General features: G+C 37.3%; 11 protein-coding genes. 5 read left to right on the top strand and 6 right to left on the bottom strand.

Translation table 11 applies throughout. The annotated features are described in order from the left end of the window. Positions 1-351 precede the first annotated feature (351 nt). The 3 genes from CXF79_RS19205 to CXF79_RS19195 are packed head-to-tail and all read right to left on the bottom strand — an operon-like array spanning position 352 to position 3,872. Positions 352-1,725 carry a sigma 54-interacting transcriptional regulator gene (locus tag CXF79_RS19205; protein WP_011045003.1) on the bottom strand — a complete coding sequence of 458 codons (1,374 nt, stop codon included), beginning with the start codon at positions 1,723-1,725 and terminating at the stop codon, positions 352-354. 15 nt (positions 1,726-1,740) lie between these two features. Then, a complete protein-coding gene (locus tag CXF79_RS19200) occupies positions 1,741-2,340 on the bottom strand; it encodes a hypothetical protein (protein WP_101157225.1) in 600 nt (199 codons plus the stop codon). After that, positions 2,337-3,872 (bottom strand): HAMP domain-containing sensor histidine kinase, encoded by a 1,536-nt coding sequence (locus tag CXF79_RS19195; protein WP_101157223.1) that lies wholly within the window; start codon positions 3,870-3,872, stop codon positions 2,337-2,339. Before CXF79_RS19195 ends, CXF79_RS19200 begins: the two co-directional genes overlap by 4 nt. 353 nt (positions 3,873-4,225) lie before the next feature. Here CXF79_RS19195 and CXF79_RS19190 point away from each other — a divergent pair, with 353 nt between their 5' ends. Both CXF79_RS19190 and CXF79_RS19185 read left to right on the top strand, forming a co-directional pair. Then, positions 4,226-4,594, top strand: a complete 369-nt coding sequence (locus CXF79_RS19190; protein WP_011044999.1) for a hypothetical protein — start codon at positions 4,226-4,228, stop codon at positions 4,592-4,594. 612 nt (positions 4,595-5,206) lie between these two features. Then, the gene (locus tag CXF79_RS19185; protein ID WP_101157221.1) at positions 5,207-7,399 is read left to right on the top strand and encodes a M3 family metallopeptidase; all 2,193 of its coding nucleotides are present in this window, start codon (positions 5,207-5,209) and stop codon (positions 7,397-7,399) included. Positions 7,400-7,550: 151 nt separating this feature from the next. Here the strand turns inward: CXF79_RS19185 and CXF79_RS19180 are convergent, their stop codons facing one another. Then, positions 7,551-7,808, bottom strand: coding sequence for a DUF2164 domain-containing protein (locus CXF79_RS19180; RefSeq protein WP_011044997.1), 258 nt, complete (start codon positions 7,806-7,808; stop codon positions 7,551-7,553). Between the two features lie 194 nt (positions 7,809-8,002). Between CXF79_RS19180 and CXF79_RS19175 the strand changes: the two genes are divergently transcribed. Then, on the top strand, positions 8,003-8,923 hold the full coding sequence (locus CXF79_RS19175; RefSeq protein ID WP_157825905.1) for a putative porin: 921 nt from the start codon (positions 8,003-8,005) through the stop codon (positions 8,921-8,923). Between the two features lie 192 nt (positions 8,924-9,115). On the opposite strand, the gene CXF79_RS19170 is transcribed toward CXF79_RS19175, so the two are convergent. Next, positions 9,116-9,574, bottom strand: a complete 459-nt coding sequence (locus CXF79_RS19170; protein WP_101157217.1) for an Lrp/AsnC family transcriptional regulator — start codon at positions 9,572-9,574, stop codon at positions 9,116-9,118. A gap of 365 nt (positions 9,575-9,939) precedes the next feature. Between CXF79_RS19170 and iscX the strand changes: the two genes are divergently transcribed. Then, entirely contained in the window at positions 9,940-10,146 is a 207-nt protein-coding gene (gene iscX, locus CXF79_RS19165; protein WP_011044994.1) for a Fe-S cluster assembly protein IscX, read from the top strand. A 262-nt stretch (positions 10,147-10,408) separates the two neighbouring features. Further along, positions 10,409-12,097, top strand: coding sequence for an NAD-dependent malic enzyme (locus tag CXF79_RS19160; protein WP_101157215.1), 1,689 nt, complete (start codon positions 10,409-10,411; stop codon positions 12,095-12,097). A 130-nt stretch (positions 12,098-12,227) separates the two neighbouring features. Here the strand turns inward: CXF79_RS19160 and CXF79_RS19155 are convergent, their stop codons facing one another. Then, on the bottom strand, positions 12,228-12,929 hold the full coding sequence (locus CXF79_RS19155; protein ID WP_101157214.1) for a response regulator transcription factor: 702 nt from the start codon (positions 12,927-12,929) through the stop codon (positions 12,228-12,230). Between the last annotated feature and the right edge of the window lie 6 nt (positions 12,930-12,935).

The following is a 12,935-nucleotide window of genomic DNA, read 5'->3' as shown; positions in this document are numbered from 1 at the left end:
GAGAGCTAGACCCTAAGCTCTCGCTTGATGAAGTATTACCATTCAAGCACTCTGAAACCTGCATCTTGATTGGTAACGGGTATATACCTAAACGACATGAAGGTGCAGGTTTCAACTGGAATTAGAAACGTTTTTAGGCAAGGCATTGATTGAAGAGAATAGTTATTCTATTGTCGAAATTAATAACGCAGTATAAGGCGTTTCTAAACCAGCCCTACGGAGATATCTAAGCAAACCATGCTCTTCGTTGCCTCCTTTTTCAAGGGAATAGCCCTTAATAAAATGAGGCGCCTTGATCATGAATCGCTCAGGTGTCCTGAAACACGCATATTCAAGTCGCTTGGGTATAAGTTACTCTTCTCGGTATGATTCAGCGACTAGATGATGACGATTTAACAACTTATAAAACTCAGTACGGTTACGTTGAGCAATTCGAGCTGCCTGTGATACATTTCCTGCGGTAATTTTTAATAATTTTGATAAGTAATCTCGCTCAAAATGATCACGTGCTTGCTGAAAAGAGGGAAACTGAGTTGAATCATCACGCAGCGCATTTTTTACTAAATTTGCACTGATAATGCTTTCACTAGACAGCGCAATACTTTGCTCTATAACATTTTGCAGCTGTCTAATATTACCCGGCCAAGGGGCACTAATAAGTAATTCCATGGCTTCTTGATTGATGCTTTTGATAGGGACATTCGATCGAGCAACTGCTTGATTTAAGAAATATTGTACCAACAATGGAATATCTTCTCGTCGTTGCGCCAAAGTAGGTAATTCCAACTCAACTACATTAAGTCGGTAGTACAAATCTTCTCTAAAGGTATTGGCTTTAATGGCATTGGTTAAATTAACATGGGTTGCTGAAATGATGCGAACATCGACCTTTACCGCTTGTGTACTACCTACCGGCCTGACTTCTCGTTCCTGTAAAACCCGTAGAAGTTTTACCTGAAAGCTAAGTGGCATATCACCAATTTCATCTAAAAATAAAGTACCGCCATTGGTGGCTTGAAATAAACCTTGGTGATTTCGCTCTGCACCAGTAAACGCCCCTTTAATGTGACCAAACAATTCAGACTCAAGGAGTTGTTCAGGTATAGCGGCACAATTGATTGCCGTGAATACCTTATTTTTCCTGTTACTCGCTTGGTGAATTGCTTTTGCCAATAGCTCTTTACCGGTACCGCTTTGGCTATGAATAAGTACACTAAAATCACTGTTAGCTACTTGTTTAGCTTGTTGTAATAGTGAAGTCATCACAGTACTTCGGCTAATTATATTATTTCGCCATAGCTCTGTTTCTCCGGTTTTCTCATTCTGTGAAGGCTGTAATCGTATGGCTTGTTCAACGGTATCAAGTAGCTCTTGGCTTTCAAAAGGTTTAGTTAAAAAACTAAACACACCTTGTTTAGTGGCGTTAATTGCATCTGGAATGGTGCCATGAGCAGTCATAATGACGACAGGAATATTAGGATGCTGTATTCTAATTTGTTCGAATAAAGCCATGCCATCCATGCCTTCCATACGCAAATCACTAATAACTACTTGAGGAATAAAATTTTGTAATCTTCCTAAAGCAATTTTTGCATTGGCGGCAGACTCAACATCATATCCTGCCGCAGATAAACGAATACCAAGTAAACGTAATAAACTTGGGTCATCATCCACTATCAGTATTTTGGCTGAATTACTGGTAACTGTTTGGTTGCTTAGGCTCATAAAATGTTATCTCTCTTAGCCACGTTCGTTAATGTTTTTATCAATTTTTTTGAGTAATATAAGTTGTTTATTTACATGTTCTAATTGTTGGTTCAGTTGTTCAATGGTTACGTTATGTTTATCGTTCTGCTCATTATATTCTTTATCTGAGAGTGACTGTTTTTCAAGTAAACGAAGTTGAATATTTAATTGATCTCTTAATAACATGATAAAAGCTAAGTTGCTTTGACTCATTTCATTGCTTGCTAATAGATGCTCATTTAGCAGGCTTTTTGCTTTGTAAGGCTGATACAGCCCCGGATTTGGCAAACTATAGAGTAGAATGAGTTTGCTTTGACTAAGCGTTTTGTCATTGAGTTGATTAGTCATTAAGGACTGCAGCTTTTTCTCTTCTGACATAAGCTGCTTATTATTTAGGGTTTTTAAGGTTAAATAATACTGACTATATTCGACCGAATTATTAGTAATAGTCTTTTCATTATGTGTAATAACCGTTGGCTCAGTCACTTGGCAAGCGGTTGATAAACTAGTTAATAGCAAAATAAGTGCAATCGAAAAACACTGTTTAGCTGGTCTAATTGCTGAATTTTTTACGCTCAGGTTAGGTCTTTTCATAATTCATTATCTGTTTGTGTATTAGGTAAAGTGATGGTGATACAGGCGCCGCTCTCATTAGCCGCGCTAATTTTCCTTGCTGGTATAACTTCGATTTTACCATTAAGGCGAAGTAATAGCTCTTTGACTATGGTAAGCCCTAAGCCACTACCTTTTATCTGGCTATTGATCGGTGCTTTACCTTGATAAAAAGCATCAAATACTTTTTCGCTAAGTGATGGGTCTATCCCCGGTCCTTGGTCAATTATGTTAATAGTTATGCATTCCTTGCTGCTGCTATAAGTTATGGTGATATCTCCATTCACTGGAGAATATTTTATCGCATTAGAGAGAATATTATCTAGAATGACACTGAGTTGTTTGCTGTTGCTGTAAACAAAATACGGACTGTTATTACACTTCATGGTCAAATTCTTCGACTTTATATCGAGTTTTCGAACATTACAGGCATCGTTTATTAACTCAGACAAACTAATTTTCTCTAAGCCATGAAGGCTTGTTGAATCAAGAACAATATTGAAATCGAGTAAGTCTTCAATTAAACGCTGGAGACGATTAACACTCACGCGAATAATATCGCAAATTTCTTGCTGGTCCTCATTGAGCGGGCCAACACTATTATCATAAATAAGCTCGGTGCCTTCCCTAATTGCGGCAAGTGGTGTTTTTAATTCATGGGATATATGACGGATAAAACTCGACTTTTGTAACTCAAGTGCATGTAGCCGTTGGCGCATATTTTCTAGCGCATCTGCTATTTCCCTGACTTCAGCAGGGCCGTGTAAGTTAATTTCTTGTTCAAAACTACCTTGCTCAAGCAATTGAATTTCATCAGTGAGTCGTTTTAATGGTTTGGTGATCAAAATGATAAATACACCGGCAATTAGCAAAGTGATAGGGATAATATATAAACGCTCAAGAATGTTATCGCTAATTTCTTCGGTGGTCTGTTGTATATCTAAAACCTGTTGATTAACAACAAAAGTACTGCGTTTCTCTAGCTGCTCATTGATAAGCTGTAATAGTTTAAATTCTTGTTGGATTTGTTCTAATGAAAACGTATCGATATTCTCGTTTAGCATCAGTTCTTTTATTCTATCACTTTCAGCTTTCAACGACGTTAACTGCTCTTTTAGTACTTTATCTTGCTGTTTAGCCGATGTTTCTTGAATTATATCTATTAACGCTTTGTGGTGACCACTAAATATGGCAAGCAACTCATCGTCTTTGAGTACTACAAATTGACTTGCAGAGCGCTCTAGTTTGGCAATAGTTTCATCCAGCTTACTGTTAAGTTGTGTCAATTGCGCAACATTATAAATAGCGCTAGTACTTTTTTGGGCTAATTCACTGGCTTTATTAGCGCCAAAAATCAACGCCATTACTAATGGCATTGCAACGAAGGTAAAACCAATTAACGTTAGTTTCTTAATAGAAATTTTATTAAGGAATGATAGGCTAAAACCAAAAAAAGAAAGTGTTAACTGCCTTGGTAATCGCTTACTTTTTTTTGGGTTGTTAAGTGAAGTCATAAAATCTAGCCTAAACGCTTTACATGGTTACATCTGAGTACCCTTTGTATGACAAAAATAAAGTAAAAACAAGGGTGTCTTTATTTTGAGACAAGGATAAATAATAATTTTAACTTTCTTAAGTCTTTGTAAAATAATGTTTTCTTTTGTTTTTTTATTTAACAATAACTGGCAATATTTTATTGTGTTGTTATTTGGTGACACTTTAGTACGTTATTAATGCATTATTTGTTAATTAAATCCTTTTAAATCAAATGGTTATGTTGTTTGGCATGCTCTGTGCTAAACCTTGGTTGATAATGGATTTAACTAGCGCTTATAAAACGCTTTAATATTAAAAAAGAGGATTCACCATGGATAGTATCAGTTTAACTCAAGTAACCGCATTTGTAGTAGCCGTAAGTATGGCATCTTTTTTCGTCAATGCTGATGATGAACTCGCGTATAGCAATGAAGATAATACCGTCGTGAATGCTGAAAACTCGGCTAACGCAGAAGCAATTACAGCAGCTATCGAAGAAGTAAAAGAGCCAAGCGATAAATTTACTTTTACTTCATTAGACATCGACAAAAATGGCATGTTAAGCCGACAAGAAGTTGTTGATGGAGAAAATAGATGGTTAGTGAAGTCCTTCACAAATATAGATAGTAATGCTGACAACTCAGTGACAGAACAAGAGTTAGTTGATTTTGTCGCTAAAAAGGCGGCGCTTACTAAATAGTAAGTAAATAACAAGTAAACAGCGAGTAGTACTTGCTCGTGACAGTTTTAGGGGAGCCCCCAACCCCATATCAAATCAGTTAGTCATCTTTCTTAAGGACTGAGAAAGTTTCTGCATCGATTTGGTATATACCCTTTCTCTCCCCTTGGGTCGGCTACTTAGGTAGTCGGCCTTTTTTATGTGTTGTAACATATAATATACCCGTTACCATTCAAAATGCAGGTTTCAGAGTACTTGAGCTATTTCAATTCAAGACGCTGTGATGAAATAATGGTTATTCAGGAGAATTGCTCCTGCATTCTCTAATAACACCATCCATGTAGCGTCATTATAAATCACATCAACGATGGAGTAATGTTGCTCAAGCGCTTCTTTGATGGGGTTAAAATCACTTTATACGGCGTTAAATAATCAAAGCATAGAATGACTATGCTTTGATTATTTGCCTTGCCTAAAGTGGTTTTAATTCCCACTGAAATCCTCACTTTGATTGGTAATGGGTATAAATGAGATTAACCGCTTTGATACTGCGGTAGATGGTAATTACTGATATATCGCCTCTAGTTGATGCTTGGTATAGTAATGGCAATTACTATAAAAAGAGAATATTCAATGAAACCACTGTTTATCAAAGCATTTTTAGTTTCTAGTATTTTAATGGGTTGCTCAACAGCAACAGAAGTTACCGATGTAAAGCCAGCAGCTAACACAGTAACTAAAGCTACTGTCAGTGTTCAAGCGGTAAAAGAATCCGAAGCACTTCTCTTAGCTAAATGGCAAGGGCCTTTTCAGGGCGTTCCTGCATTTGATCAAGTAACATTAGCAGGCCTAGTGCCAGCAATGGAAACAGCGATGGCGACTAATTTAGCTGAAATCGATTTAATTGCTAATAACCCCCAAGCGCCTACATTTGAAAATACAATTGTTGCTATGGAAAAAACGGGCAGTGACCTAGATAGAATTTTCACGTATTACGGTATTTGGAGTGCAAATAAATCAAGCAGTGAATTTAGAAAAATTGGTACAGAACTAGCACCGAAATTATCTACCTTTTCATCAAGGATCAAACAAAACAAAAAATTATTTAATCGTATTTCAGCTGTTTATAATTCTGATGAAGTTAAATCATTGAGTCCGGCAAAACAGCGTTTAGTTTTATTAACTTATAATAGTTTTTCACGTGATGGTGCGACATTAAATGATAGCGATAAAGAGCGTTATGCCGAAATTAATCAACGGTTAGCGCAGTTACAAACGAAGTTTGGTAATAACGTTTTAGCGGATGAAGAAAGTTATGTTGTTTACTTAACTAAAGCACAGTTGGGCGGCTTACCAGAGTCTATAGTAAATGTTGCCGCTGCTGCTGCGACTGAGCGAGATCATCAAGGTGAGTTTGCAATTACCAATACTCGCTCTTCTATGGACCCCTTTTTAACGTATTCAACAGAGCGTGCTTTAAGAAAACAGGTTTGGCAAAACTACTACAGCCGTGGTGATAATGGCGATGAGTTTGATAACAATGCCATCATTGCAGAAATATTACAGCTGCGTCATGAACGTGTCGGCTTATTAGGCTACAAAAACTATGCCTCGTGGCGATTAGAAGATCGCATGGCTAAATCACCAGAAAATGCGATCGCTTTAATGGAATCTGTTTGGCCAGCAGCCATTGCACGTGTTGATGAAGAAGTTGCTGATATGTTAGCTATTGGGAAAAAACAAGATGGGATAGAAGAAGTACAAGCTTGGGATTACCGCTTTTATGCCGAGAAAGTACGTAAAGATAAATACGACCTAGACTCTGATGAAGTTAAACAGTATTTACAGTTAAATAATTTACGTGAAGCTATGTTTTATGTAGCAGGGCGCTTATTTAATTTTAATTTCGTGGAAGTGACTGATGGTTCAGTACCGGTATTTCATGAAGATGTTCGTGTTTGGGAAGTAAAAGATAAAACTTCAGGTGAGCATATTGGCCTATGGTATTTAGATCCATTCGCACGTAAAGGTAAACGTTCAGGGGCATGGGCGACTACCTATCGCTCTCACACAACCTTTGGCGGTAAGACAAATGTACTGTCTTCTAACAACTCTAACTTTTCTAAAGGTGTTGCTGGACAACCTACTTTGATTTCTTGGTCAGATGCAGAAACCTACTTCCATGAATTTGGTCATGCTTTACACTTTTTAGCCTCAAAAGTTGAGTACCCAACACTTAACTCTGGCGTGCGTGATTACACTGAATTTCAATCACAACTATTAGAGCGTTGGTTATCGACTGATGAAGTGATTGACAACTACCTTGTACATTACAAAACGGGCAAAGCCATGCCTAAAGCGCTTATAGCTAAAATTAAACAAGCAGCAACCTTTAATCAAGGCTTTAGCACTACTGAATATTTAGCGTCTGCTTTGGTTGATATGAAGTTTCATACTGTAGACCCTACAGGTATTGACCCAGATAAATTTGAGCGTGAAACACTAGCTGAATTAAAAATGCCTAAGCAAATTGTTATGCGTCATCGTAGTCCGCAATTTGGTCATATCTTTAGTAGTGAAGGGTATGCGTCAAGTTATTATGGTTATATGTGGGCTGAAGTCTTAACGTCTGATGCGGCAGAAGCTTTTGCAGAAGCTCCTGGTGGTTTTTACGATAAAGGTGTTGCCGATAAACTGGTAGAGCATTTATTTAGTGTCCGCAATGCGGTTGATCCAAGTGAAGCTTATCGTGCCTTTAGAGGTCGAGATGCAAAAGTAGAAGCATTAATGCGCGATCGCGGTTTTCCGGTAAAAACTAAAGATTAAAGATACGCTGTAAATAGCAGTAAGTATTACAGTAATTAAAACTCGCTTCGGTGAGTTTTTTATTGGTTTAAATTAGCCGACTAAAGCCATTATTATAGCTGCGAATTTCTGTGAAACTTTAAAGTGTCAATATTACTTGTACGATAAGAACTTAACTTATAGGCTTTTCTATTTCACTAATGCCTTCTTGTATCATTTCACTAACATTGTCCAGTTTAGCGGCAATAACCAATTGCGCATCAGACAAACCACGATTATAAAAGTGAGCGCCGACTTCTTTAGAAAAAAAGTCGAGTAAAAATTCAGCATCAAACTGACCAAGGTCTTGATCGAGCTCTTTGGCAAAATAGTCTTGAATCTTAATAACTAACTGCTCTGTTTCTGTACTTGAGAATTTTATTGTACTCATATTAAATCTGCAAAAGGGTATGAAAAAGTGATAAATAATATTTTATTATTATACCGGTTACCAATCAAGAAGCATGTTTCCTGCTAATTGTATGAAAAGTGTAAGATTCTTAGTGTATTGGTAGACGAGGGAAGTGGGAACTGTCATATTTACTTTGTTTTATATGGATATTACAATTAAAGGGAACTTACACATTGAAACTATCAAAACTATCAGCCTTAGCAGTTATTCTCCTAAGCAATACCGTACTTGCCGAAAGCTACCAGTCGTTTACGTCACTATCTTACGCTCATGAAAGTTACTTTGCTGATGCACCAGAATATGGATTTTACAATAAAGGTGATTCGGATAATTTTTCGTTATCCAGTAAATATTATTTTGATGAAAGGTTGGCACTCGGCCCTTTAAATGAGTTTGCTTACATTAATACTAGTAGTAATGTCTTTGCTTCGGCGGTCAACCGAAATAGGGATGGCTCTTCTTTAATGCATGGTCAGGACACTAATTTTGATTCAAGCGCTACTACCTACGGTATCGGTGGTCAATGGATAGTAAATAGCTTCATCATTGGCGCTAGTTACGACTATAACGAGTCAAAAGGTAAGTGGAATGATTATAGCTTTGATAACGATGATAGTGACGTCTCATTATTAATAGGGTATTTATTTTCTGATAATTTTCTTATTAGTGCTGGTTGTGAAGAAAATTTCGATAATATTTGTGGTTATACTATGAGTTATAATTGGCAGCTAGAGGGGACTGATTATATTGGCTTTAGCTATAATGCGAGTGATAATTTTGATATCAACGAACTTTCATCTCAATACTTTTTTAGCGTAGGAGAGCAAAGTTATCTCATGATTGGTGGTGAATATCTACATGATAATAGGGACTATTTTTTTGCTGAGAATTACTGGAGTGTAAATGGCAGTTATTATTATGATACAAGAACATCTATTACCGCTTATTTTAGCGAAGATGATGCTTATGGTGTGAGTGCTAATTATTTCATTAATCAGAATTACTCAGTGCAAACGGGTTATAATTCAGTTGTGAACGAGAAAAATAGAAATGAATACGAAGGATATTATTTTAACGTTACAGCACAATTTTAGTAATGAATAAAAGTAAAACTCTCACTAATTAAGCCGCGCTACCCTATTGAATTACTGCTACATATTTAATAGGGTCACTAATTAAGCCGCGCTACCCTATTGAATTACTGCTACATATTTAATAGGGTCACTACTTAGGTGGTTTTATAAAGACTTATTGAGCAGCTGTTAGGTTTTCCCCATATTAAAAAGCTATATATAATCAATAGGCAGAGCAGTGGTGTACTTTATTTCTTCCATAGCGAAACTTGAACTTATGTCAGAAAAATCTACCCGAGTGATAAGCTCTTTATAGAATCGGTCGTAGGCTTTCATATCGGGCACCACAACTCTAAGCAAGTAATCTACATCGCCACTCATGCGATAGAACTCGACAATTTCAGGGAAGTCTTCTGAAATTTTAGCAAAGGTCGTTAACCAATCGGGATTATGTTGATTAGTCTTTACCATAACAAAAATAGATAAACCCACGTTTAACTTTTCTGGATCCGCCAGGGCAACACGCCCTTTAATGACACCTGATTTTTCCATTGCTTGGATTCTTCGCCAACAAGGGGTCGTCGAAAGTCCCACTCGCTCAGCAATCTCGCTGGTTGATAAAGTACAATCTTTTTGTAAAATACTTAAAATGTGTTTATCAAAAGAGTCCATGCTTCAGCCTGTTTTTTATGTTTATTGATTATTGATGGAGTTTAAAACCAATTATTCACTGTATGTTAGCATTGTGTTGCTTATTTTGTGATTATTTGGCTAATTTTGTTTTATGGTTTTAATCACTAAATACGTTAATATTGTGACTAGGTGTATTTTGTGGAGTGTGAATGAAGAGTAAACTTAAAAATTGGTGGCATACCGATTGCCCTTTTTGTCGAAAAGCAAGGTTGCTATTCATTTGGCTTATACTAATGTTAATTGTAGATTTCTTTTTCTTTCATTTGTTATTTTAGTGTTAAACGTATTGTTAAATACATAAGTATAAACTTGCTAAAGTAACGGCTTCATTATAGGAAAACATCATGGCTACAGGACTACTTTGGAGTGATTCACAAGAGATAGCGTTGGACTTAATTGAAGAGCATCCTAACGTTGACCCCTTTAAACTGCATTTCACTGATTTAAGACAGTGGGTGCTTGATTTGGAACGTTTTGATGATGATCCTAAGCATTGCGGCGAGCGAGTATTAGAAGCGATTCAATTAGCTTGGATGGCAGAAGTAGATTAGTTCTGTTGCTTTGTCGATATTACTTTGACTGCACTGGCTTCAAATCATCAGCTAGTAGAGTCCTGCTGTTCTTGCTTATAATATATGCTGATTTCACATAGTAGAATCTAATTTTTTATCAAATAGATTCAACTAATTATTCTCATTTTTAACATATTCAACCATTCTCCTGCTTTGCAGCAGGTTCAATATCATTTATACTAATGGTATTATCAATTTCACCTATTTCGATTATTCACAAAACAAATAAGTAGTCATCCAAATGCCTCAATCTCAACGCCCACTTTACATCCCTTATGCCGGTCCATCATTATTAGAAACCCCTTTACTGAACAAGGGCAGTGCTTTTAGCAAAGAAGAACGCGGTAGTTTTAACCTAACTGGGCTTTTGCCACCACGCTTTGAAAGTATTGATGAACAAGCAGAGCGTGCATTTCGTCAGTACAGTTGTTTTCAAACTAACATCAATAAGCATATTTATTTACGTGCTATCCATGATAATAATGAAACGTTGTTTTTTAAATTGGTACAAAATAATCTGGCCGAAATGTTGCCTATTATTTATACCCCAACGGTTGGCGATGCTTGTGAGCAGTTTTCTGATATTTACCGCAGCTCACGCGGTTTGTTTATCTCTTATGAAGATAGATTTAATATTGATGACATGCTGCGTAATGCGACTAAAAATAAAGTAAAAGTGATTGTAGTTACCGATGGTGAACGTATTTTGGGTCTTGGCGATCAAGGCATTGGCGGTATGGGTATTCCAATCGGTAAGCTCTCTCTTTATACCGCTTGTGGTGGTATTAGCCCAGCGCATACCTTGCCGGTAATGCTTGATGTAGGTACTAATAACCAGAAACTATTAGATGACCCTATGTACATGGGTGCTCGACATAAGCGTATCGATCAAGATTCCTATGATGAATTTTTAGAGTTATTTATCAGCGCAGTTAAACGTCGCTGGCCAAATGTTTTGTTGCAATTTGAAGATTTCGCACAGCCAAATGCGATGCCTTTATTGCAACGTTATAAAGATAGAATCTGTTGTTTTAATGATGATATTCAGGGAACTGCTTCGGTAACTGTTGGGACTTTACTGGCTGCTTGCCGTAGTAAAGGCTCTAAACTCTCAGAGTTGAATGTTGCTTTTGTTGGTGCAGGCTCTGCAGGTTGTGGTATTGCCGAACAAATTATCAGCCAGATGATGAATGAAGGCCTTGGTGCCGAGCAAGCCCGTAGCCAAGTGTTTATGGTTGATAGGTTTGGTTTGTTAACGCAGGGTATGGGCGAACTTCGTGATTTTCAGCAAAAACTAGTACAAAGCAATGAAGCCATCGCTGAGTGGGATATTGCTGGAGAGTTTGCCTCACTTGTTGAAGTAATGCACGGCGCTAAACCTGATATTCTTATTGGTGTCTCTGGCCAAGCGGGATTATTTACTGAAAAAGTTATTACCGCGATGAAGTCTCATTGTGAGATGCCGATAATCTTCCCGTTAAGTAATCCATCTCGTCAAGTTGAAGCAACACCTAGCCAAGTTATTAATTGGACACAAGGGCAAGTAATTATTGCAACAGGAAGCCCGTTTGATCCTATTGAGTATCAAGGAAAAACGTTCCCAATTGCTCAATGTAATAATAGTTACATCTTCCCTGGTGTTGGCTTAGCTGTTGTTGCGGCAAATATCAGTCGAATTACCGATGGGATGTTACAAGTGGCGAGTGAAACCTTAGCTGCGGCATCACCGCTTGCAAATGGCGAGTCTGATGAGTTATTGCCACCGTTAACGTCTATTGCACAATTAAGTAGGGATATTGCTTTTGCTATTGCTAAAGTAGCTTATAAACAAGGATTAGCATTGGAGCTAACTGATGATGAATTGTTAGCAAAAATAGAGCATAATTTTTGGAAACCTGAATATCGTCAATACCGTAGAACAAGCTTGTAATATTCGGTGATTGCTTAATTAACCTCAACTCTGCTTAAGCAGAATTGAGGTTATTGAGTCATGTTCAAAAGCAAAGTAGCGAACTCACTAATGTTTAGAATACGTTAGTTTACTTTGCTATCAACATAACTTACTGCCAAGTGACTTCCAAAGTAAAAATATACCCTGCACCGTACACCGTTTTAATGATTTTGGGGTTTTTATGATCGTGTTCTATTTTTTTTCTTAATCTCGACATTCTAACGTCAATACTCCGGTCGAAAGATGTTGCATCTTCGCTCAGTAAACGCTCTCGTGATAATATTTGTCTGGGGGCATTCAGTAATACCATCAGTATTTCAGTTTCAGCAGCGCTTAGCATAAAGCTATCGCCCTTGTTGTTGGCTAAAGTCAGTGTTGATTGTTCAAATGTCCAATCGCCAAAGCTTGCGGTATGAAGTGATGTGATAGGTGATTCATTGACTACAATCCGACGAATGATGCTTTTTACTCGAGCAACGAGTTCTCGCGGATCGAAAGGTTTACTAATATAATCATCAGCACCAAGCTCCAAGCCTAAGACTTTATCGGGCAAGCTGTTACGACCTGATAAAATAATAACGCCAATTTTTTTATCATCAAAAAGCTTCTTCACTAATGACAAACCATCCATATCAGGCAAACCAAGATCAATAATACAAAGTGATGGTAACTGTTTTTTAATTGCCAATAGGGCTTGTTCGCCTGTAGTGAATGCTTGCGTACTGAAGTTATAACGCTCCAGTTCTTGGCAAACTAAGTCACATATTTCGGCTTCATCATCGATAACGTAAATTAAGGGTTTAGTATTCACAAGTGT

The sequence above is a fragment of the Colwellia sp. Bg11-28 genome (genome assembly GCF_002836245.1).
Taxonomy (GTDB): Bacteria; Pseudomonadota; Gammaproteobacteria; order Enterobacterales; family Alteromonadaceae; genus Colwellia; species Colwellia psychrerythraea_A.
This window is presented reverse-complemented; position numbering and strand designations above follow the sequence as displayed.